The sequence below is a fragment of the Mycobacterium numidiamassiliense genome (assembly GCF_900157365.1).
Lineage (GTDB): Bacteria > Actinomycetota > Actinomycetes > Mycobacteriales > Mycobacteriaceae > Mycobacterium > Mycobacterium numidiamassiliense.
Map to the genome: position 1 here is coordinate 1,554,677 of NZ_FUEZ01000004.1, position 21,470 is coordinate 1,576,146.

At 66.8% G+C, this 21,470-nt stretch carries 19 protein-coding genes and 1 pseudogene; 12 read left to right on the plus strand and 8 right to left on the minus strand.

Features of this window, described 5'->3' with window-relative positions; all coding sequences use genetic code 11:
• Positions 1-59: 59 nt before the first annotated feature.
• Together MNAB215_RS16085 and MNAB215_RS16090 are read right to left on the minus strand one after the other, a co-directional pair.
• On the minus strand, positions 60-1,295 hold the full coding sequence (locus MNAB215_RS16085) for a DUF4873 domain-containing protein (RefSeq protein ID WP_077079718.1): 1,236 nt from the start codon (positions 1,293-1,295) through the stop codon (positions 60-62).
• Positions 1,292-2,197, minus strand: a complete 906-nt coding sequence (locus MNAB215_RS16090; RefSeq protein ID WP_077079719.1) for an AurF N-oxygenase family protein — start codon at positions 2,195-2,197, stop codon at positions 1,292-1,294. The genes MNAB215_RS16085 and MNAB215_RS16090 overlap by 4 nt, the downstream gene beginning before the upstream one ends.
• A gap of 173 nt (positions 2,198-2,370) precedes the next feature.
• On the opposite strand from MNAB215_RS16090, the gene cobF reads away from it, so the two are divergent.
• The 4 genes and pseudogenes from cobF to MNAB215_RS16105 all read left to right on the plus strand — a co-directional run bounded on the left by cobF (position 2,371) and on the right by MNAB215_RS16105 (position 4,818).
• Complete coding sequence (cobF, locus tag MNAB215_RS16095; protein ID WP_077082067.1) at positions 2,371-3,120, plus strand: precorrin-6A synthase (deacetylating); 750 nt, start codon at positions 2,371-2,373, stop codon at positions 3,118-3,120.
• 43 nt (positions 3,121-3,163) lie between these two features.
• Positions 3,164-3,406, plus strand: a pseudogene (locus tag MNAB215_RS30260) (DNA-formamidopyrimidine glycosylase family protein); the annotation flags it as partial.
• 153 nt (positions 3,407-3,559) lie between these two features.
• The gene (locus MNAB215_RS30265) at positions 3,560-4,027 is read left to right on the plus strand and encodes a zinc finger domain-containing protein (RefSeq protein ID WP_245830448.1); all 468 of its coding nucleotides are present in this window, start codon (positions 3,560-3,562) and stop codon (positions 4,025-4,027) included.
• Positions 4,028-4,068: 41 nt separating this feature from the next.
• Positions 4,069-4,818, plus strand: coding sequence for an SDR family oxidoreductase (locus tag MNAB215_RS16105; protein ID WP_077079721.1), 750 nt, complete (start codon positions 4,069-4,071; stop codon positions 4,816-4,818).
• Positions 4,819-4,820: 2 nt separating this feature from the next.
• Here the strand turns inward: MNAB215_RS16105 and MNAB215_RS16110 are convergent, their stop codons facing one another.
• Positions 4,821-6,146: an oxygenase MpaB family protein gene (locus MNAB215_RS16110; protein ID WP_077079722.1), complete on the minus strand. Its 1,326-nt coding sequence runs from the start codon at positions 6,144-6,146 to the stop codon at positions 4,821-4,823.
• 96 nt (positions 6,147-6,242) lie between these two features.
• Between MNAB215_RS16110 and MNAB215_RS16115 the strand changes: the two genes are divergently transcribed.
• On the plus strand, positions 6,243-6,818 hold the full coding sequence (locus MNAB215_RS16115) for a TetR/AcrR family transcriptional regulator (RefSeq protein WP_077082068.1): 576 nt from the start codon (positions 6,243-6,245) through the stop codon (positions 6,816-6,818).
• Positions 6,819-6,824: 6 nt separating this feature from the next.
• Here the strand turns inward: MNAB215_RS16115 and pgi are convergent, their stop codons facing one another.
• Both pgi and MNAB215_RS16125 read right to left on the minus strand, forming a co-directional pair.
• Positions 6,825-8,489: a glucose-6-phosphate isomerase gene (gene pgi, locus MNAB215_RS16120; protein ID WP_077079723.1), complete on the minus strand. Its 1,665-nt coding sequence runs from the start codon at positions 8,487-8,489 to the stop codon at positions 6,825-6,827.
• A 110-nt stretch (positions 8,490-8,599) separates the two neighbouring features.
• A complete protein-coding gene (locus tag MNAB215_RS16125) occupies positions 8,600-8,917 on the minus strand; it encodes a chorismate mutase (protein WP_077079724.1) in 318 nt (105 codons plus the stop codon).
• A gap of 459 nt (positions 8,918-9,376) precedes the next feature.
• On the opposite strand from MNAB215_RS16125, the gene pcrA reads away from it, so the two are divergent.
• Complete coding sequence (pcrA, locus tag MNAB215_RS16130; protein ID WP_077079725.1) at positions 9,377-11,716, plus strand: DNA helicase PcrA; 2,340 nt, start codon at positions 9,377-9,379, stop codon at positions 11,714-11,716.
• Positions 11,717-11,719: 3 nt separating this feature from the next.
• On the opposite strand, the gene MNAB215_RS29960 is transcribed toward pcrA, so the two are convergent.
• On the minus strand, positions 11,720-12,283 hold the full coding sequence (locus MNAB215_RS29960; RefSeq protein ID WP_077079726.1) for a hypothetical protein: 564 nt from the start codon (positions 12,281-12,283) through the stop codon (positions 11,720-11,722).
• A gap of 1 nt (position 12,284) precedes the next feature.
• Complete coding sequence (locus MNAB215_RS16140) at positions 12,285-13,322, minus strand: M23 family metallopeptidase (RefSeq protein ID WP_245830337.1); 1,038 nt, start codon at positions 13,320-13,322, stop codon at positions 12,285-12,287.
• Positions 13,323-13,640: 318 nt separating this feature from the next.
• Here MNAB215_RS16140 and sucC point away from each other — a divergent pair, with 318 nt between their 5' ends.
• The 3 genes from sucC to MNAB215_RS16155 are packed head-to-tail and all read left to right on the plus strand — an operon-like array spanning position 13,641 to position 17,258.
• Positions 13,641-14,804: an ADP-forming succinate--CoA ligase subunit beta gene (gene sucC / locus MNAB215_RS16145; protein WP_077079728.1), complete on the plus strand. Its 1,164-nt coding sequence runs from the start codon at positions 13,641-13,643 to the stop codon at positions 14,802-14,804.
• A gap of 12 nt (positions 14,805-14,816) precedes the next feature.
• Positions 14,817-15,719 (plus strand): succinate--CoA ligase subunit alpha, encoded by a 903-nt coding sequence (gene sucD, locus MNAB215_RS16150; protein ID WP_077079729.1) that lies wholly within the window; start codon positions 14,817-14,819, stop codon positions 15,717-15,719.
• A gap of 12 nt (positions 15,720-15,731) precedes the next feature.
• On the plus strand, positions 15,732-17,258 hold the full coding sequence (locus MNAB215_RS16155) for an acetyl-CoA acetyltransferase (protein WP_077079730.1): 1,527 nt from the start codon (positions 15,732-15,734) through the stop codon (positions 17,256-17,258).
• A gap of 7 nt (positions 17,259-17,265) precedes the next feature.
• Here the strand turns inward: MNAB215_RS16155 and MNAB215_RS16160 are convergent, their stop codons facing one another.
• Complete coding sequence (locus tag MNAB215_RS16160) at positions 17,266-18,114, minus strand: LLM class F420-dependent oxidoreductase (protein ID WP_077079731.1); 849 nt, start codon at positions 18,112-18,114, stop codon at positions 17,266-17,268.
• 273 nt (positions 18,115-18,387) lie between these two features.
• On the opposite strand from MNAB215_RS16160, the gene MNAB215_RS16165 reads away from it, so the two are divergent.
• The 3 genes from MNAB215_RS16165 to purN are packed head-to-tail and all read left to right on the plus strand — an operon-like array spanning position 18,388 to position 21,468.
• Positions 18,388-19,293, plus strand: a complete 906-nt coding sequence (locus tag MNAB215_RS16165) for a DUF5336 domain-containing protein (RefSeq protein WP_077079732.1) — start codon at positions 18,388-18,390, stop codon at positions 19,291-19,293.
• 48 nt (positions 19,294-19,341) lie between these two features.
• Positions 19,342-20,829, plus strand: a complete 1,488-nt coding sequence (locus tag MNAB215_RS16170) for a cell division protein PerM (RefSeq protein WP_077079733.1) — start codon at positions 19,342-19,344, stop codon at positions 20,827-20,829.
• A gap of 9 nt (positions 20,830-20,838) precedes the next feature.
• Positions 20,839-21,468: a phosphoribosylglycinamide formyltransferase gene (purN, locus tag MNAB215_RS16175; RefSeq protein ID WP_077079734.1), complete on the plus strand. Its 630-nt coding sequence runs from the start codon at positions 20,839-20,841 to the stop codon at positions 21,466-21,468.
• Positions 21,469-21,470 lie beyond the last annotated feature (2 nt).

Below are 21,470 nucleotides of genomic sequence, written 5' to 3' on the forward strand. Positions count from 1 at the left end.
CCACGGGAGCCGGTGACGACCCGCGCCGTGCGATCAATGGGAATCCGGATCGGACCCGGTTAGCGTCCGCTCAGCGCGTAGGGTGGGGCGCCCACCCCCGCGAGCGAGTGCGTGCCCCACGGTGTTTGCTCGGTGATGCGCGCGGGCGCGGTGCGCTCACCGACTGTCAGCATGGCCGTTCGCGACTGCTTGAGTACTTCGTCCGTCAAGGGCTGCGACGGTGAACTGAAGACGGTTCCCTGCCAGTGGTAGCGACCGTCGATCGGGTCCAGGTGGCCGCTGAGTCGCACGCGCACCGGATGGCACGCGCCTGCGATCGTCAGCGTGGCCTCGCCGTCGTACGTCTCGTTGTCGGGGGTGGCGGCGGACGACAGGTCGAACGCCGATGACACCTGGAACGGCTGCGCGGGACCGACGTGAGCGCGATCGCTGAACACCTGCTGGCTGCTGCGTCGCACCTCGATGCGGGTGCTGCCGGTCCTTTCCATCAGCCCGAGGCACTGGGCGACATAGCGGGCTTGCGCGCCGACATCGGGGCCGGTGACCCAGAAATAATTGGGAAAACCGTGCAGGGCGACGCCCAGGAAAGGCTCTGTGCCGTCATCGAGGGCCGCCTTGATGGCCAGCCCACCGGTGCCGACCAGGTCGGGAGCGTGATCCGCGATCGTGAACCCGGTGCCGTAGATGATGGCGTCGGCGTCGTGCTCGACACCATCGTCGGTGCGGATGCCCGAGGCGGTGATGGCGCTGATCGCCGCTGCCACCAGCGCGGGCCGCGGTCGCCGGTCGCGGCTCGCCAGCGGGTTGTGGCGGCGCAGCCAGCGCTTGACCCGGGTGGACGGCAACGGAATCTCGGCGACGAACCGGCGCGGGGCATGCGCGAAGATGGTGACAGTGCAAGCAGATTCGATCAACTGTTGGAGGTAATGACCGGCGCTGGCGTCGGTGCCGATGACGGCGATGCGCTTGCCGGCCGGATCAAAACCGGGCCGCCACCGCGACGCATGAAACGAATCACCACGAAAGTCGTTGCACCCCAAGAGCTCTGGTGTCCAGCCGACAAAGACCGACGGGTCTGTCGCGATGACTACGCGAGCCCGCACACTCTCGCCGGGCGCGGTGCGCAGCTCCCAGGTGTGGGCGTCGTCGTCGAACCGGGAGCTGGCCACTTCGCCGATCGGCCTTGCGATGTCGGTGATTCCGGCGGCCAGCAGCTCACTCGACATGGCCTGGCCGGCGCTGCCGTCGCCGAGGATGACGACGTCGCGGATGGCCGCGACCGCTGCTTGCGTCACAGAAAGTTGGCGCGCTTCCAGGTGCGCCGTGCGATCGGGCCCAGCAGGCCCACTTCGGTCAAAAACGCCGCCAGCGGGGCGAAACCGGACTTCTGCACTTCGTAACGGTGTGCGCTGCTGCGCGCCATCGCGCGCGCCCGTTTGGGATCCAGTCCGGTCCGCGCGTACGGAATCGGATTGCTGAACAGGTAGCGGAAGAAGTACCCGCCGACGCCGTTGATGTTGGCCATGAACCACTTGTTGAAACGCGGCATTTCCTGCACTCGTTTGCGGGCGCCGTCGCGCGCGAACTGGATGTGTCGGGCCTCTTCGGTGACGTGAATTCGCATGAGCCGCTGGATGATTGGCTGCAAATCCTGGTCGTCCATCATCTGCCGCTGCAGCGAGTCGAAGATCTCCTCGCCGATCAGCGCGGCCATCCACAGCATCGAGCCGCGCTGGAACGCCAGGGGCAAGGTGTTGATGATCATCCGGTGCAGCAGGCGCGGACGCACCGGTTTGGCGCCGATACGCTCGATGGCTTTGCCGAACATCACCATGTGCCGAGTTTCATCGCCCAGCTCGGTCAGCTTGTAATGCGTCGAGGAGCTGGTGGGGTCCTCATGAATGATGGTGCGCAACAACGATTGGTTGAGCATGTTCTCGAACCAGATGCCGGCCGACAAGGTGTTGACCAATTCCTGCCGGGACAGCTCGATCTGCTGCTCGCGGGTCATCTCGTCCCACATCGGGGTGTCATACAGCGACACCGATCGCGGCGGCAGGTAGAACTTGTCCGGGTCGAGAGGGGCGTCCCAGTCGATGTCGACGATGGGCTCGTAGGACTTTTTGACCGAGCCCTTGAGTAGACGCTCCGAGAACTCTTCACGGCTCGGCCCACCTGGTCGCACCGCAGTGGTCATCGCTGGTGTCCCTTCATCGGGTGTTTCAGACGGTGGCTCGCAACAGTTACTCAATACCAATGGTACTGGGTACCTGGGGTCTCGACCAGACGTTCGCTGGTTTCAATTCGGTTGACCAGCACTAATCTTTGCAGGCAACGTGCCAGGGCGACAGTACGAGTCAGGAGGTGGTGGTGGGTCGTCACATCCACGTCATCGGCATCGGAGCGGGCGACCCCGACTACCTGACCGTCCAGGCGATCGAGGCACTCAACACGACCCAGGTGTTCTTCGCGATGGACAAGGGCGAGCAAAAAAGCGACCTGGTGGCGCTGCGACGGCAGATCTGCGAGCGTTTCATCTCCGAACCCGGCTACCGATTCGTCGAGCTGCCCGACCCCAAGCGGTCGTCCGACGGTGATTACCGCGACGCCGTCTCCGACTGGCATGCGGAGCGTGCCCGGATCTGGGCGGCGGCGATCGCCGCCGAGCTGGGGCCCGACGGCGTGGGGGCCTTCCTGGCCTGGGGTGATCCGTCGCTGTACGACAGCACGCTGCGGATCCTGGACGCCATCGAGACTGATGTGGCCGAGGTCGGCTTCACCTTCGACGTGATCCCCGGCGTCACCGCCATCCAGGCGCTGACGGCGCGACACCGCATCCCGCTCAACGAGGTCGGTGAACCGGTGCTGATCACGACGGGCCGACAGCTGCGCGCGCAAGGATTGTCCGGCTCGGCGGTGGTGATGCTCGACGCCGACTGCTCGTTTGCGGCCTGCCCCGCCGGCACCCGGATCTGGTGGGGCGCCTACCTCGGCACCCGCGACGAGCTGCTCGTCGCGGGCACCGTGGGCGAAGTGGGACCCCGCATCGTGGCGCTGCGCGCCGAGGCCCGCGCGCGCCACGGCTGGATCATGGATACCTATTTATTGCGGGCGCCCTGAGCTGCGATGGACACTCGAGCGCGGTGATCGGCACACTGGACAGGTGCCCGAACTTCCCGAGATCGAAGCGCTGGTCGATCACCTGCGGCGCCATGCCGTCGGGTTGACGATCGGCCGGGTCGATGTCGCGGCGCTGTCGGTGCTCAAGACCTTCGATCCGCCGGTCAGCGCCCTGAACGGCCTGACCGTCGTCGGGGCCAGCCGGTGGGGCAAGTATCTGGGGCTGCAGGCCGATAAGTGGCTGTTGATCGCGCACCTGTCGCGGGCCGGCTGGTTGCGCTGGTCCGACAAGCTGGCCGCGGCGCCGCTGCGACCGGGCAAGGGGCCGATCGCGCTGCGAGTCCATCTGGGGACCCCCGGCAGCGCGCCGGGATTTGACCTCACCGAGGCCGGAACGCAGAAGCGGTTGGCGGTGTGGCTGGTCGACGACCCCGAGCAGGTGCCGGGAATTGCGGCCCTCGGCCCGGACGCGCTCGACCTGACCGTCGACGACCTGGCAGGGGTCCTGGCGGGCAACACCGGCCGGATCAAGACCGTCATCACCGATCAGAAGGTGATCGCCGGCATCGGCAATGCCTACAGCGACGAAATCCTGCACGTCGCCAAGATCTCGCCCTTCGCCACCGCCGGAAAGCTCACCAGCGAGCAGCTCAGCACCCTGCACGACGCGATGATCTCGGTATTGACCGACGCGGTGAACCGGTCGGTCGGCCAGGGCGCCGCGACGCTCAAGGGGGAGAAGCGCTCGGGGCTGCGCGTGCATGCCCGCACCGGGTTGCCCTGCCCGGTATGCGGGGACACCGTGCGCGAAGTGTCGTTCGCGGACAAGTCTTTTCAGTACTGCCCGACGTGTCAGACCGGCGGCAAGGTGCTGGCCGATCGGCGCATGTCACGGCTGCTCAAGTAGCCGGCGGGCCGGGACTTGACGCGTGTCGATATGCTGCCCGGGTGACTCGCCAGAAGATCCTCATCACCGGCGCCAGTTCAGGCCTGGGGGCCGGGATGGCGCGCTCGTTCGCCGCCAAAGGTCGCGACCTCGCGCTGTGCGCCCGGCGCACCGAGCGGCTCGACGAACTGAAAACCGAGCTGTCACAACAATATCCAGGGATTAAAATCGCGGTCGCCACGCTGGACGTCCGGGATCACGAGCAGGTGCCGAAGGTCTTCTCCGAGCTGAGCGACCAGCTCGGCGGCATCGACCGCATCATCGTCAACGCCGGCATTGGCAGCGGCGCCCGGCTGGGTACCGGCAAGCTATGGGCGAACAAGAAGACCATCGAGACCAACCTGGTGGCCGCGCTGGTGCAGATCGAAACCGCGCTGGAGATATTCACCAAGACCGGTTCCGGGCATCTGGTGCTGATTTCGTCGGTGCTCGGCAACGCCGGAGTGCCGGGCGTCAAAGCCGCATACTGCGCAAGCAAGGCGGGACTGACGTCGCTTGGCGAGTCGTTGCGCGCCGAGTACGCGAGGGGCCCGATCAAGGTCACGGTGATCGAGCCCGGCTACATCGAGTCGGAGATGACCGCCAAGTCGAACAGCACAATGCTGATGGTGGACAACGACACTGGCGTCAAGGCCCTCGTCGCAGCCATCGAGCGCGAACCCGGCCGGGCGGTGGTGCCGCGGTGGCCGTGGGCGCCGCTGGTGCAGCTGCTGCGGGTGCTGCCGCCGCCGCTGACCAAGCCCTTCGCCTGAGGTCAGTGCGGGACGGGTGTGTAATGCGCTGCGTCGCTAGTGAATTCGGGTTTTCCGTAGGTCGCCAGCCGGAGCTTGATTAGCCCGATGACGTAGGCGTCGGTGATGTCCCGAAGCACGGGGATGCGGCTGGCCTGGGTCACGGCGGCGAACCGTCCGCTGATGAAGGGCGTGGTCAGGGCGATGCGCACCAGATCGGTCGGCCCGAGTGTCACGCCCATCGCCCCGGCGATCTCGCTGTCGCCGTTGCAGAACGTCTTGACGAATGTCAGCTTGCTGAAACTCTTCTCGACCGCTTCGGCGCAACGGTCGAACCAGCTGGTGCCCGGACGCAGGTAGGCCGCCATCGTGCCGCGAACCAGTTCTTCGCAGATGCTGTCGAATCCGTGGCGCAGCAATGCCGAGCGCGCGTGCATGACGTGGACGATGTCGGCGGGTTCTGCGGGCAGCAGTTCCTCCGGCAGACCGAGCAGAAAGCAGCGATACCTGGCGAATTCGATGACGGCGCGTTCTTCGGCGGTGAACTGTGTCCGGCCCTCTTTGCGCACCTTGTGGGCCAAGAGGTACTGGCCGATCATTCCCGCGGGCATCTGGTCCACCTGCGGCACCGGCATGCCGTAGATCGCGACGTCCCACTTGTCGGATTTCTTCAGGGCGTTATAGCGGACCATCGAGTGCATCAACCGGACCATCGCGGCGGCTTCGAATCCGGGGCCGTAGCGATCCAGCGCACCGGGCAGCGTGGTGACCGTGAAAAAACTGGCTGTCTCGTTGACCCGCCGCGCGGCCCGCTTACCCGACAGCGCGCCGGTCAGGGCCATCGGCAGCGCGGCGTAGGAGTTGGTGAAGGTCGCGATAAAGGCTCCGCGCGTAATGAAGGGGGCCACCAGCGCCGTGGGAATGCGCTCCTGCCGAGCGCCTTCGCGGACCAGGTCGAAGTCGATCCACTCCGGCGTGGCCTCCATGGCGGCGATGAACGCCGCGAGTTCGGGGGGCGCCTCGGGGACCGCCTCGATGCCCTCGCGGCACGCCCTCTTGAGCATGTCGATCAGCTGCGTGACGCTGTGCGTTTTCATCAGGGCCGCATAGGGATCGGCGACGACGTCGCCGAGCATGGTGGCCGTGCTCATCAACTCGACGACGCGGTCGTCTTCCAGGATCAGCTCGCGGTCCGCGGCCCAGGGCGGCAGTGCCGAGTCGACGTTCGGCTCCGTGGCCAGGCGTTCCGGCTGCTGGTCAAAATCGAAGTCACCGTAGAGGTCCGGCTGCAGCTCGCGCTGGCTTCGGACTCGCCGCGCGAGTTCGGGGTAGTACGTGGCCGTGGACAAGGTAAGCAACCTCCCAATAACTAACACTTAGTGAGTAATACTCACAAGTTGTTAGTTATGCTGTCAAGCATGACTGCCGACAACCCGAAGCGGCGCATGACCGCCGAGGGCCGGCGCGAGCAGATCCTCGACGTCACACACGCGATCGTCGATGCCGAGGGGTTTCACGCGGCAACCCCGAACCGTATCGCGGCGCAGGCCGGCATCAATCGATCGCTGATTTACCAGATGTTCGGCGACCCGGCCGGGCTGTTCGTCGCACTGATCGACCGCGAGGCGGCGCGGGCCGGCGCGCAGTTCGCCGAGGCGATCTCCGGACTCGATGCCGTCGCCGACGATCAGTCGCTGGTGGTCGCGTTCGACGGTGTGCTGGCCGCGGTCGACGCTCAGCCGGCGACGTGGCGGCTGTTTCTGTTTCCCCCGCAGGGCGCTCCACCCGAGTTGTATGCCCGGCTGGCCCAGTCCGAGGCCGTCGTGCTCCAGTTTTTTGTCAGAGAACTGCGGCGCACAACTCCCGAGGTGCACGATCCCGAGTACACCGCCCGAATCCTGCACGCCGCCGGACGTGAGCTGCTGCGCCTGCACGTCAGCGACCCGGAGACCGCGACCGTGGAACGTCTGCGCACCTTTGTGCGGCGACTCGGTTCCGACGTGATGAGCCGCAGCCTCTGACAGCGTCTAGCTGACCCGCCCTCGTTCGGTGCGGTAGCGGCGGACCAGCGCGTCGGTCGAACTGTCCGACTGCGGCGCGGGTGAGGCGTCGCCGGTGAGGACCGGAAGCAGCGCCTTGGCCTGCGTCTTGCCCAGCTCGACGCCCCATTGGTCGAACGAGTCGATGCCCCAGATGACGCCCTCGGTGAACACCTGGTGCTCGTAGAGCGCGATCAGCTGGCCGACCACCGACGGTGTGAGCCGGTTGCCCAGAATCGACGTCGACGGGCGGTTGCCGGGCATCACCTTGTGCGGCACCACATTGGCGGGAGTGCCTTCGGCGGCGATCTCCTCGGCGGTCTTGCCGAACGCGAGTACCTGGGTCTGGGCGAAGAAGTTGCTCATCAACAAGTCGTGCATGCTGCCGGTGCCCTCGACGGTGGGCAGATCGTCGGTGGGCTGGCTGAAGCCGATGAAATCGGCCGGCACGATCCGGGTTCCCTGATGCAGCAATTGGTAGAAGGCGTGCTGGCCGTTGGTTCCCGGTTCGCCCCAGAAGATTTCACCGGTGTCGGTGGTGACCGGTGTGCCGTCGGCGCGGGTGGATTTGCCGTTGGATTCCATGGTCAGCTGCTGCAGATAGGCGGCAAAGCGGGCCAGGTCGTTGGAGTACGGCAACACCGCCCGCGCCTGCGCGTCGAAGAAGTTGGAGTACCACAGGCCGATCAGGCCGAGCAGCGCCGGCGCATTGGACTCCAGGGGCGCGGTCTTGAAATGTTCGTCGACGATGTGGAATCCGGACAGGAAGTCGGCGAAGGCCTCCCGGCCGATGACGGCCATCACCGACAGCCCGATTGCCGAGTCGACCGAGTAGCGTCCGCCGACCCAGTCCCAGAACCCGAACATGTTGTCGGTGTTGATGCCGAAGTCGTCGACCAGACGCTTGTTGGTGGACACGGCCACGAAGTGCTTGGACACCGCACTGTCGCCGAGTGTGTCGGTCAGCCAGCGGCGCGCCGCGGTCGCGTTGGTCAGGGTCTCCAGGGTGGAGAATGTCTTCGATGCGACGATGAAAAGTGTTGTGGCGGGCTCCAAGTCGGCAAGCTTGGCGATCAGGTCGGCCGGGTCGACGTTGGAGACGAAGCGCGCCGAGATCCCCGCGTCGGCGTAATGGCGCAGCGCTTGGTACACCATCGCCGGGCCTAGGTCCGATCCCCCGATGCCGATGTTGACGACCGTCTTGATCCGTTCCCCGGTGGCCCCGGTCCATTCGCCGTTGCGCAGCCGGTCGGTGAAGTCGCCCATCGCGTCGAGCACCTCGTGGACGTCGGCGACGACGTTTTGGCCGTCGACGACCAACTCGGCGTCCCGGGGCAGCCGCAGCGCGGTGTGCAGGACGGCGCGATCCTCCGAGGTGTTGATGTGCACCCCGGAGAACATCTCGTCGCGACGCTGTTCGAGGTGCGCCGCGCGGGCCAGGTCGATCAGCAGCTGCAGTGTCTCGCGGGTGACCCGGTGCTTGCTGTAGTCGACGTAGAGGTCGCCGACCTCGATGGTCAGATCGCGCCCGCGATCCGGGTCGTCGTCGAAGAACTTGCGAAGGTGGGTTTCACCGATCTGTTCGTGATGCCTGCGCAGGGCGTCCCATGCCGGGGTTGCGGTGATATCGGTGATGGTGAGCGCGGAGGTCATGGTTCGACCCTAATGCGGTCCGCCGGGAACGAGCCAGCGCTGGCGTGCGGTGAGAATTCCGCGCGGAGACGCGAAAACTGCCCGCCCTAAACGGCAAATTGCGCGGGCATTTAGTGGCCGAGCCGGCCCCTGCCCAATCGCAATAACAGCATCGCCAGGTCCTTACCCTCCGGGCCCAGCTCGCTGTAGCGTTCGATGACCTGCATTTCCCTGCTGTGCACCAGCCGGGTTCCGCCGGTGGCCATTCGGGCTTTGCCGATCGCCTGCGACACTTCGGCGCGCCGCTTTACCGCCGCCAGAATCTCGGCGTCCAACCGATCGATTTCCTGGCGCAACATTTCGATGTTCGCCGGCTGTTCGGTATCGATCATTTCGATGTTCATTTCCGCTAACTCCGCGTTCTCATGATGTGGGGGTTCTGGTCTCATCCGTTATCGGGCCTCACAACAGAGACGAGCCCCGAATCCGGAAGCGGACCACGGGGCTCTACGAAGGCAGCTAGACCGCGGGCACCGCTAACCGGTACCCGTAGAAAAATCGACTTACCCACTCCCGAGTGGAGACTTGCCGACGGCGCTGCAGCTTGAGCACCTTTTGAGTGTGCCATTAACGGCTGGATCGGCGCAAAAACGATCCGCCCCCGAACTGACCGCATGTGTCGATATTGCACCGCGCCCACGCCGTTGTAAGGGAAACGAACAATTAAGCGCCGCGGGCGCGAAAGTCCCGCCCACTCGTGCCCGACCCCCGTAGTCTCGGCACTGGCCGACCGGTGCGCGCAACACCGGATGCGGCAAGCCATTTGAACGCCGTTCGGCCGTCGGCCCGGGTACGCCGGATGGCCTTGGCCAACCCGCGTCGGGGGGCGGCGCTAAATTTGGACGGACATGAGTGTGCACGCGACGGATGCCAAGCCCGCCCCCGAGGCAGAACAGCTGCTCGAAGGACTCAACCCACAACAGCGCCAAGCGGTGGTGCATGAGGGTTCGCCGCTGCTGATCGTGGCCGGAGCGGGCTCAGGGAAGACCGCGGTGCTCACGCGGCGGGTCGCCTACCTGATCGCCGCGCGAGGCGTCGGGGTCGGTCAGATTCTGGCCATCACCTTCACCAACAAGGCAGCCGCCGAGATGCGGGAACGGGTGGTGCGGCTGGTCGGCCCACGCGCCCGCGCGATGTGGGTGTCCACGTTTCACTCGACCTGCGTGCGGATCCTTCGTAATCAGGCCACGCTGATCAAGGGCCTCAATTCCAACTTCTCCATCTACGACGCCGACGACTCGCGCCGCCTGTTGCAGATGATCGGCCGCGACATGGGACTGGACATCAAGCGGTACTCGCCGCGACTGCTGTCCAATGCCATCTCCAATCTCAAAAACGAGTTGATCGACCCCGACCAGGCTTTGACCAATCTGTCCGAGGACTCCGACGACCTGGCCCGCACCGTGGCGAGCGTGTTCGCCGAATACCAGCGACGACTGCGGGCAGCCAACGCGCTGGACTTCGACGACCTGATTGGGGAGACGGTCGCGGTGCTGCAGACCTTCCCGCAGATCGCCCAGTACTACCGGCGCCGGTTCCGGCACGTCCTGGTCGACGAGTATCAGGACACCAACCACGCCCAGTATGTGCTGGTCCGGGAATTGGTCGGACGCGACGTCGAGGCGTCATCAGAGTCTTCACCTGACGATGTGCCACCTGCGGAGCTGTGCGTCGTCGGCGATGCCGATCAGTCGATCTACGCGTTCCGCGGCGCCACCATCCGCAACATCGAGGACTTCGAGCGCGACTACCCGGACGCGACAACCATTCTGCTGGAACAGAATTACCGTTCGACGCAGAACATTCTGTCCGCGGCAAACTCGGTGATCGCCCGCAACTCCGGACGTCGCGAAAAGCGGCTGTGGACCGACGCCGGGGCGGGCGAATTGATCGTCGGCTACGTCGCCGACAACGAGCACGACGAGGCCAGGTTCGTCGCCGAAGAGATCGATGCGCTCGCCGAGCGCGGCGAGATCACCTACAACGACGTGGCCGTTTTCTATCGCACCAACAACTCCTCACGGTCCTTCGAGGAAGTGTTCATCCGCGCCGGGATTCCGTACAAAGTTGTTGGGGGAGTGCGCTTTTACGAGCGCAAGGAGATTCGTGACATCGTCGCCTACCTGCGGGTGCTGGACAACCCAGGCGACGCGGTCAGCATGCGGCGCATCCTGAACACGCCGCGCCGGGGTATCGGCGATCGTGCCGAGGCGTGTGTGGCGGTGTACGCGGAGAACACCGGCGCCAGCTTCGCCGATGCTTTGGTCGCCGCCGCCGAAGGCAAAGTGCCGATGCTGAATACCCGTGCCGAGAAGGCGATTACGGGTTTCGTCGAGCTGCTCGACGAGCTGCGCGGCCGCCTCGACGACGACCTCGGCGGGCTGGTCGAGTCGGTGCTCGAACGCACCGGATACCGCGCTGAGCTGGAGGCGTCCACCGATCCGCAGGAGCTGGCCCGGCTGGACAACCTCAACGAACTCGTCAGTGTCGCGCACGAATTCAGCATCGATCAGGCCAACGCGGCGGCGCTCGACGAGACGGCGGAGTTTGACGAAGATGTGCCGGATACCGGTGTGCTCGCGGCGTTCCTGGAGCGGGTATCGCTGGTGGCCGACACCGACGACCTGCCCGATCACGCCGCCGGACTGGTCACGCTGATGACCTTGCATACCGCGAAAGGCTTGGAGTTCCCGGTGGTGTTCGTCACCGGCTGGGAGGACGGCATGTTCCCGCACATGCGGGCACTCGACGATCCCCGTGAGCTCTCCGAGGAGCGCCGGCTGGCGTATGTCGGCATTACCCGGGCCCGACAGCGGCTCTACCTGAGCCGGGCGATCGTCCGGTCGTCCTGGGGCCAGCCGATGCTCAACCCCGAGTCACGGTTCCTGCGTGAGGTGCCGCAGGAGCTGATCGAGTGGCGGCGCACCGCCCCGGCCCCGTCGTTCAGCGCGCCGGTGAGCGGTGCCGGCCGGTTTGGGACGCCGCGCGCCGCACCGACCCGCTCGGGGGCGAGCAAGCGTCCGCCGCTGGTTCTGCAACCCGGCGATCGGGTGACCCACGACAAGTACGGTCTGGGCCGGGTCGAGGAGGTCTCCGGCGTCGGCGAATCGGCGATGTCGCTGATCGACTTCGGCAGCGCCGGTCGGGTCAAGCTGATGCACAACCACGCCCCCGTGAGCAAGCTCTAAGGGCTAGCCCCGCAGCCAGCGCCGGGTGCGCGGATGCATCGCCAACGTCGCGCTGGCGATCGGCAGCAGGGGAAAGGCGTGCACGATCCAGGCGACGCGGGCACCGGCGACGAAGACGCCGCCGTAGGTGAGCAGCGCGACCACCGCGCCGGCTGTGATCAGGTAGCGCCCCAGGCCGCGACGCTGCAACAGCATGATGACGCCGGACACCGTGGCCGCCGCGAAGACCAGGGCGAGAAACGCCACGGCGATGCAGAACAGGCGATCGGTTCGCCACCAGCCGGCGATCAGGTCCGTGGCGACCACCGACGTCGCCCAGCCGCTGATGATGCTGACCGCGCAGGCGGCGACGGCAGTCCTGGAGCTCGGTTCCTCGGCCGGCGCGGGCGAAACGCTGCGGGGAGCCGCGCGCGTGGCGTCCTGATCGGACTGAACCTGGCGCGGAATCTGCGTCGTCGGCGTCGTCTTAATGGTGGGTATCGGCCCGGTGGGCGCACGCCGAATGATCCGCGTGCGTGATTCGGAGGGCGGATCGGGTGGATCAGGTGGGTCGTTCGGCGCGGTCACCTTAGCCAGCGTAATTGCCGACGAACAGTCCTCGTTTCGCCAGCCACGGCACGGGGTCGATTCGTTCGCTGCCGCCTTGCAAAACCTCGAAATGCAGATGCGGGCCGGTGGAGTTGCCCCGGTTGCCCATCGTCGCGATCTGGTCGCCGGCCATCACCCGCTGACCGACGCTGACCAGCGTGGTGTTCACGTGGCCGTACAGCGTGACGGTGCCGTCGGCATGGAGCAGCTTGACCCACATTCCGTAACCGGCGGTCGGGCCGGCGTCGATGACGAGTCCGTCGGACACGGCAAGGATCGGTGTCCCGATCGAGTTGGCGAGGTCGATGCCGGCGTGCAGCACGCCCCAGCGATAGCCGAAGTTCGACGTGAAAATCCCGTGCGTGGGCATGACGTAGAGGGGCTGCTGCAGACGCGCTTCGCGCTGGGCGCGGTCGTTGGCGAAGGCGACGCCCTTGGCGAGTTCCTCGTTGTGCACCGCGACGTTCGCGGCGGGCTGGACCGAGATCACCTGGGCGCCGCGCGGGCCGTCGCTGGCCGAGCCGCCCATGAGCGACGACGCGTTGGCAGTCAACACGGTCTCGGTCTCCGGCGTCGCGGCGTGACTGGTCGCGGTGTGCGCGGCCGCGGCGGCAGCACCGGCGGCCATCGCCGAGATCAGCATGCGCCCGCGGGCGGCGCTGGTCGGCTGCTTGCGGTGCTGTCCACTGCGGGGGGCCACACCGATGACGTCGGTGATGTGCCGGTCGCCGGAGAGCGGGTCGGTGTCGAGCTGGGCGGTCATCCGGACCAGCACCTCGCGATGGGCTGCGGGGGCCGCCAGCCGCACCGGCATCAGATTGTCGATCTCGTCCAGATCGTCGAGTTCGGGTGCCAGCAGCACCTGCGCCGCGTTGTCGAAGCTGGTGTCGTTGCTGAAGTCGAGGTCGCCCAGTTCGACGCTGTCGTCGGCGAAGTCCAGGTCGTCGAGATCGAACCCGTCGAGTGGCAGGATCTCGGTGACTTCATTGGGGTGGAGTGCGACCCGGCGGTCGCGCAAGGCACGATGCGTCCCAGCCAGGACAGGCGAACGAGCTAATCGATGCTGCGACAACCTTGAAATGTCCTCGTATCGTGACCATACCGTTATCTGGACCCTAGGAAGGTAACGGTTAGCCGATGGGGCTGGCAACCTCGGGGCGCCATCCCGTCCATATTGTGAACTGGATCACGTTTAACCCGCTGATCGTTCTCGTGAGGTGTGCCACATCGGCCGGTGCGATGTTAGCGGTAGTCGGGTGTGTGGATACAGTTCCACCGTGCGAGTCGCCGAATCCGGTGCCGCACACCCAATAGGCCTATACGAAGACGTGGAGCCATGGATCTTTTCGAGTACCAAGCCAAAGAATTGTTCGTCAAGCACAATGTGCCCACCACGCCCGGTCGGGTGACCGACACCGCCGAGGGCGCGAAGGAAATCGCGACCGAGGTCGGCGCCCCGGTGATGGTCAAGGCGCAGGTCAAGGTCGGCGGCCGGGGCAAGGCCGGTGGCGTCAAGTACGCCGCAACCCCCGACGACGCGTACGAACACGCCAAGAACATCCTCGGCCTGGACATCAAGGGCCACGTCGTGAAGAAGCTGTTGGTTGCCGAGGCCAGCGATATCGCCGAGGAGTACTACATCTCCTTCCTGCTGGACCGCGCCAACCGCACCTACCTCGCGATGTGCTCGGTCGAGGGCGGCATGGAGATCGAAGAGGTCGCCGCGACCAAGCCGGAGCGGCTGGCCAAGGTGCCGGTGAATGCCGTCAAGGGCGTCGACCTGGCGACCGCTCGCTCCATTGCCGAGCAGGGGCACCTGCCTGCCGAGGTGCTCGACGCCGCGGCGAACACGATTTCCAAGCTGTGGGAGCTGTTCGTCGCCGAAGACGCCACGTTGGTCGAGGTCAACCCGTTGGTGCGCACTCCCGACGACCAGATCCTGGCGCTCGACGGCAAGGTCACCCTCGACGCCAACGCCGACTTCCGTCAGCCCGGCCACGCCGAATTCGAGGACCGCGACGCGACCGACCCGCTGGAGCTCAAGGCCAAGGAGCACGACCTCAACTACGTCAAACTCGACGGCGCGGTCGGAATCATCGGCAACGGCGCGGGTCTGGTGATGTCGACGCTCGACGTCGTCGCCTACGCCGGCGAGAAGCACGGTGGAGTCAAGCCGGCCAACTTCCTGGACATCGGTGGCGGCGCGTCGGCCGAGGTGATGGCCGCGGGCCTGGACGTGATCCTGAACGACAAGCAGGTCAAGAGCGTGTTCGTGAATGTGTTCGGCGGGATCACCTCCTGCGACGCCGTTGCCAACGGGATCGTGACCGCCCTCAATATGCTCGGCGCCGAGGCCAACAAGCCACTCGTGGTGCGCCTCGACGGCAATAACGTCGACGAAGGCCGCCGCATCCTGGCCCAAGCCAACCATCCGCTGGTGATCCAGGCCGAGACCATGGACGCCGGAGCCGACAAAGCCGCCGAGCTGGCGAACAAGTAAGGGAGCCAACCAATGTCGATCTTCCTGAACGCAGATTCCAAGGTCATCGTCCAGGGCATCACCGGCGGTGAGGGCACCAAGCACACCGCGCTCATGCTCAAGGCTGGCACGAACCTGGTCGGCGGCGTGAACGCCCGCAAGGCCGGCACCACGGTGTCGCACGTGGACCCGGTAGGCAAGGACGTCGAGCTGCCGGTGTTCGGCACCGTCGCGGAGGCGATGAAGGAGACCGGCGCCAACGTGTCGGTCGTCTTCGTGCCGCCGAAGTTCGCCAAGGACGCCATCATCGAGGCCATCGACGCCGAGATCCCGCTGCTGGTGGTCATCACCGAGGGAATTCCGGTGCAGGACAGCGCATATGCGTGGGCCTACAACGTCGACAAGGGCCAGAAAACGCGCATCATCGGGCCGAACTGTCCCGGCATCATCACGCCCGGCGTGGCGCTGGCCGGCATCACGCCCGCCAACATCAGTGGATCCGGCCCGGTCGGGCTGGTGTCCAAGTCGGGCACCCTGACCTACCAAATGATGTACGAGCTACGCGATTTCGGCTTCTCCACGTCGATCGGTATCGGTGGTGACCCCGTCATCGGCACCACCCACATCGACGCGATCGAGGCGTTCGAGAAGGACCCCGAGACCAAGGTCATCGTGATGATCGGTGAGATCGGCGGTGACGCCGAAGAGCGTGCGGCCGACTACATCAAGGCCAACGTGTCCAAGCCGGTCGTCGGCTACGTCGCGGGATTCACTGCGCCGGAAGGCAAGACGATGGGCCACGCCGGCGCCATCGTGTCCGGCTCGTCGGGCACCGCGGCCGCCAAGAAGGAAGCCCTCGAGGCCGCCGGCGTCAAGGTCGGCAAGACTCCGTCGGAGACGGCGGCGCTGGCCCGGGAGATCCTGAAGAGCCTGTAGGGATTTGCGCTCGTGACTCTCGATCCACGCACCCCTGTCGTCGTCGGCGTCGGGCAGTTCACTGAACGCATCGAGGACTCCGGCTACCGGGGCATGTCGTCGGTGGAACTGGCGACGGCAGCGGCGCAGGCCGCACTGCACGACTGCGGGGCCGACGCCACCGCGGTCGCCGCGGCCATCGACACCGTCGCCGGGATCCGGCAGTTCGAGCTGTCCGGGCGCACGCCCGCGCCGATGGGCAAGTCCAACAACTACCCGCGGTCGGTGGCCAAGCGCATCGGCGCGGCACCGGACCGCGCGATTCTGGAGCCCATCGGCGGCCAGGGCCCCCAGCATCTGGTGACCGAGTTCGCCGGCGTCATCGCCGCGGGTGAGGCGGAGGTCGTGATGATCTTCGGCTCCGAAAACACTTCCAGCATCCGGTATTTCGCCGATCGGGAGAAGCCGGATCATTCCGACACGGTCGAGGGGTCGCTGGAGGACCGGGGCTTCGGCTACGACGGCCTCTTCGACGACTACACCATCGCGCACGGCCTCATCGGCGCGCCGGCTCAGTACGGGATGCTGGAGAACGCGCGCCGTGCCCGGCTGGGCTTGAGCGTCGCCGATTACCGCCGCCAGATGGGCGAGCTGTTCGCCCCGTTCACCAAGGTGGCCGCGAAGAACCCGTTCGCGTCCTCCCCGGTGGAGCGCACCGTCGATGAGCTCATCACCGTGACCGCGTCCAACCGGATGATCTGCGATCCGTACCCCAGGCTGCTGTTGGCCCGCGACCAGGTGAACCAGGGTGCGGCCGCGCTGCTGATGTCGGTGGCCGCCGCCCGTCGGCTCGGCGTCCCCGAGGAACGCTGGGTGTACCTGAACGGCCACGCCGACATGGTGGACCAGCCGCTGCTGGACCGGGTCGATCTGACCCACAACTCGGCCTCGGTGCTGGCGGTCCAGGAAGCACTCTCCGGCGCCGGTATCGGCATCGACGACGTCTCGACCTTCGACCTCTACAGCTGCTTCCCGGTGCCGGTGTTCAACTTCTGCGACGGGACGGGTCTGGCCACCGACGATCCCCGCGGGCTGACGCTCACCGGCGGCCTGCCGTACTTCGGCGGACCGGGCAACAATTACTCACTGCACGGCATCGCCGAGACGGTCAGCGAAATGCGTGACCGCCCAGGTCAATTCGGCCTGGTCGCGGCCAACGGCGGAATCATGAGCAAGTACTCCGTTGGGGTGTACTCGACGACGCCGTCGGACTGGAAGCCCGGCAACAGTGCCGCCCTGCGCGCCGAGGTCGCCGCTCGTCCCAAGATGCCGGTGACGGTCAAGGCCGACGGTCCCGCCACCGTCGAGACCTACACCGTGCGCTACGACTGGCCGGTGCACACCGGCATCATCATGGGCCGGCTGGACGACGACGGCAGCCGGTTCCTGGCTTTGACCGAGGACCCCGATCTGGTCGGGCTACTCAGCGACGGCGAGCCGCTCGGGGCTTCGATCGTGGTGCGGCCGACGGCAAAGGACAACCGCGCCACCCTGGGCTGACGCCCCGTCACACCAACGCGGCCAGCTTGCCGGCCAATCGCTCCACGTAGGCGGCGATCTCGTCCTCGGGCTTGTCCGGCAGACCGAACAGCACCTCGGTCACGCCGATCTCGGACCAGCGCGCCAGCTTCTCGGGCACCGGCTTGAAGTCCAGGGCCACGATCTGCGGAGCGCCATCGCGGCCCGCGGCAGCCCAGGTGTCCTGCAACAGCTTCACCGGTTCGTCGATGTCGAAGTCGCGCGGCGTGGTAATCCAGCCATCGGCACTGCGCGCGATCCACTTGAAGTTCTTCTCGTTGCCGGCGGCACCCACCAGCACGGGGATGTGCGGCTGCACCGGCTTGGGCCAGGCCCAGCTGGGGCCGAACTTGACGAACTCGCCGTCGTATTCGGCTTCCTCCTGCGTCCACAGCGCCCGCATCGCCTCGAGGTACTCGCGCAGGCAGGTGCGGCGGCGCCCGGCCGGCACGCCGTGGTCGGCCAATTCGTCGGTGTTCCAGCCGAACCCGACGCCCAGGCTGACCCGCCCGCCCGACAGATAGTCGAGGGTGGCGATGCTTTTCGCCAGCGTGATTGGGTCGTGCTCGACCGGCAGCGCGACCGCGGTGGACAGCCGCACCCGTGACGTCACCGCGCACGCGGCGCCGAGGCTGACCCAGGGGTCCAGCGTGCGCATGTAGCGGTCGTCGGGCAGCGACTCGTCACCCGTGGTGGGGTGGGCCGCTTCGCGCTTGACCGGGATGTGGGTGTGTTCGGGGACGTAGAAGGTCTGAAAGCCGTGGTCGTCGGCAAGCTTGGCGGCTGCCGCTGGGGAGATGCCACGATCGCTGGTGAAAAGCACAAGGCCGTAATCCATGGACAGAATTAGAACGTGTTCTACCTACGCTGAGCAAGCGGGTGGGTGCAGACGATGCCGAAGCCGGCGTGCGGTATCGGTCGCGCAGCGCCGCCGGTCGCTCCGGCACGGGCGGCCGAACGTGCGCTAGCGTGGTTGTTCGATCGCGTCGTAAGCACGCGCGGGCAAATCTTGGCATCGGTGACACGGAGCCGGGAGCCCGACGTGGCACTGCAACGGTGGCGTGGCGCGCCGCTCGGTGTCTGCACGGCACCGGAAGCAACAGGAGGAGTTATGACCTACTCGCCCGGTAATCCCGGATATCCGCCATCGCAGCCCGGCGGTTCCTATCCGGGTGCCACACCGTCGTTCGCCAAGACCGACGACGGCGAAAGCAAACTCCCGCTGTACCTCAACATCGCGGTGGTCGTGCTCGGCCTGGCGGTGTACCTGCTGAACTTCGGCCCGACGTTCACCCTCGGCGCCGACCTCGGCGCGGCCTCCGGTGGACGTGCTGGTGACGCCGGCACCGCGGTCGTGGTCGCCGTGCTGGCCGCGCTGCTCGCCGGGCTGGGCCTGCTGCCCAAGGCGAAGAACTACGCCGGGGTCGTCGCGGCAGTCGCTGTTTTGGGCGCATTGATCGCGATTTCCGAGACGATCAACACGCCGGCCGGTTTCGCTATCGGCTGGGCGATGTGGCCGCTGGTGGCGGCCAGCGTGCTGCAGGCCATCGCCGCCGTCGTCGCGATTCTGCTGGAAGCCGGCGTCGTCACCGCGCCGGCGCCTCGGCCCAAGTACGACCCCTACGCGCAGTACGGACAGTACGGCGGCCAGTACGGGCAGTACGGCGCCCAACCCGGCTACTACGGTCAACAGCCCCAGCAGCACGCGGGACACAACCCGCCGCAGCCGCCACAGGGGTACGGGTCGCACTACGGGGGCTATGGCAACCAGGGGCCGACGCAGAGCGCGATCTCGACGACAGGCGGTTTCGGTGCCCAGCAGTCGCACACCGGACCGCAGCCGTCGACCCAGCAGGGACCGTCCACGCCGCCGACCGGCTTCCCGAGCTTCAGCCCCCCGCCGTCGGTGGGCGGGGAAGGCGCCGGGTCTGACGGCGGTTCGCCCACGGCCAGTTACTCGAACCAAACCGGTGAGCAGCAGTCGCCGTCCTCGCCACCTGGGCCGGCGCCGTCTTAACAGTGGGCTCTCGCGCCTAGTCGGGCAGGTGCGCCAAGAGTGACACGGGTGGAGGACAACCCCGCAGCGGGCGCGCGCCAGGCGCGAGACCTCGTCAGGGTCGCATTCGGCCCAGCCGTGGTGGCACTCGTCATCATCGCCGCGGTGACGCTGCTCCAGCTGCTGATCGCCAACAGCGACATGACCGGCGCATCGGGCGCCATCGCGAGCATCTGGCTCGGCGTGCACCGGGTGCCGATTTCGATCGGCGGACGCGAGTTGGGCGTGCTGCCGTTGCTGCCCATCCTTTTAATGGTGTGGGGAACCGCGCGCAGCACGGCGCGGGCCACCTCGGTCCACTCGTCCTGGCTGGTCGTTCGCTGGGTTGTCGCCTCGGCGCTGGGCGGCCCGCTGCTGCTGGCCGCGATCGCGCTGGCAGTCATCCATGACGCGTCCTCGGTGATCACCGAGCTGCAGACCCCCAGCGCGCTGCGGGCGTTCACCAGCGTTGCGGTGGTGCACGCCGTCGGCGCCGCGATCGGCGTGTGGTCGCGGGTGGGGCGCCGCGCGCTGGCGGCTTCGCCGCTGCCCAATTGGCTCGCTGACGCGCTGCGCGCCGCGACGGCCGGAGTCCTGGCGCTCGTCGGGCTGTCCGGTCTGGTCACAGCGGGATCGCTGGTTGTGCACTGGGCGACGATGCAGGACCTCTTCGGGATCACCGACTCCATCTTCGGTCAGTTCAGCATCACCGTGCTGTCGCTGCTGTACGCACCGAACGTCATCGTCGGCACGTCGGCGGTCGCGGTCGGGTCCAGCGCCCACCTCGGCTTTGCGACGTTCAGCTCCTTCACCGTGTTCGGCGGGGACATCCCGGCGCTGCCGATCCTGGCCGCGGCCCCCACGCCGCCGCTGGGCCCGGTGTGGGTCGCGCTGCTCATCGTCGGGGCGTCCTCGGGCGTGGCCGTCGGTCAACAATGCGCGCGGCACCCGCTGCCGCTCATACCGGCGATGGGCAAGCTGCTGGCCGCATCGGTGGCCGGGGCGCTGACGATGTCGCTGCTCGCGTATGGCGGAAGTGGGCAGCTGGGCAACTTCGGCGAGGTCGGTGTCGACCAGGGCGCGTTGTTGGTCGGCGTCTTCTTCTGGTTCGCCGTCGTCGGCTGGGTCACGGTGGTGATGACCGGCGGGATCAGGCGTCGGCCGCGGCGACGCAGACCCAAGCCGCCACCGCCGCCGCTGGCCGACGAGTTGATCGACGACGACCTCGTCGATGCGGTCGCCGGCGAATCCGCGCCGTTCGGCGAACCGGAGGCGTCCGGCGAACCAGGGGACCTCGGCGCACCAGGGGACCTCGGCGAATCCGAGCCGGGCGGCGAACCCGAGGACTTCGCAGGGCCGGAGGGCTTCGCGGAGCCGTTCGATGAGCCGTCGGGCGACGACGGCGGTGAGCCGGCCGGTGACTCCGCGGATCGCGGGGAACGCGGCGACGAGAGCCCCTCGGCATCGGACCCCGAAGGCACTGCCACCGAGCGTGATCCCGAGGATTACGCCCAGTAGGCTCGCGATATGGTCGAACCGATCCGCGTGCCCCCGAGCGCGCCGGCGCGGCTGGTCGTGCTGGCGTCGGGCACCGGTTCGCTGCTGAACTCGCTGCTCGAGGCCACCGTCGGCGACTACCCGGCTCGCGTGGTTGCCCTCGGCGCCGACCGGAACTGCCCGGCCGTCGAGATCGCGTCGGCGGCGTCGTTGCCCACCTTCACCGTCCGCCTCGGCGATTACCCGAGCCGTGACGCCTGGGACGCCGCCATCACCGAAGCCACCCTCGCCCACTCACCCGACCTAATAGTCTCAGCCGGTTTCATGAAAATCCTTGGGCCGCAGTTTCTTTCACGATTCTGCGGACGCACGCTGAACACGCATCCGGCATTGTTGCCCGCCTTCGCCGGTGCTCATGCCGTTCCCGACGCGTTGGCCTATGGTGTGAAGGTCTCCGGCTGTACCGTGCACCTGGTGGACGCCGGAATGGATACCGGACCAATATTGGCGCAAGAGCCCGTTGCGGTGCTTGACGGCGACACCGAAGAGACATTGCATGAACGCATCAAGGTCATCGAGCGGCGGCTGCTGGCCGACGTGGTGGCCGCGATCGCGACCCGTGGCGTGACCTGGATTGGACGAAAGGCGACCCTGGGATGAAC

Bases quoted from the DNA above. Each gene is read 5' to 3' on its own strand.
- sucD (WP_077079729.1), top strand. From the start codon at position 14,817: ATGTCGATCTTCCTGAACGCAGATTCCAAGGTCATCGTCCAGGGCATC.
- MNAB215_RS16160 (WP_077079731.1), bottom strand. From the start codon at position 18,114: ATGGATTACGGCCTTGTGCTTTTCACCAGCGATCGTGGCATCTCCCCA.
- pgi (WP_077079723.1), bottom strand. From the start codon at position 8,489: ATGACCTCCGCGCTCACCATCACCGATATCACCGCAACCCCGGCATGG.
- sucC (WP_077079728.1), top strand. From the start codon at position 13,641: ATGGATCTTTTCGAGTACCAAGCCAAAGAATTGTTCGTCAAGCACAAT.
- pcrA (WP_077079725.1), top strand. From the start codon at position 9,377: ATGAGTGTGCACGCGACGGATGCCAAGCCCGCCCCCGAGGCAGAACAG.
- purN (WP_077079734.1), top strand. From the start codon at position 20,839: ATGGTCGAACCGATCCGCGTGCCCCCGAGCGCGCCGGCGCGGCTGGTC.
- MNAB215_RS16090 (WP_077079719.1), bottom strand. From the start codon at position 2,197: ATGACCACTGCGGTGCGACCAGGTGGGCCGAGCCGTGAAGAGTTCTCG.
- MNAB215_RS16125 (WP_077079724.1), bottom strand. From the start codon at position 8,917: ATGAGACCAGAACCCCCACATCATGAGAACGCGGAGTTAGCGGAAATG.
- MNAB215_RS16115 (WP_077082068.1), top strand. From the start codon at position 6,243: ATGACCGCCGAGGGCCGGCGCGAGCAGATCCTCGACGTCACACACGCG.
- MNAB215_RS16165 (WP_077079732.1), top strand. From the start codon at position 18,388: ATGACCTACTCGCCCGGTAATCCCGGATATCCGCCATCGCAGCCCGGC.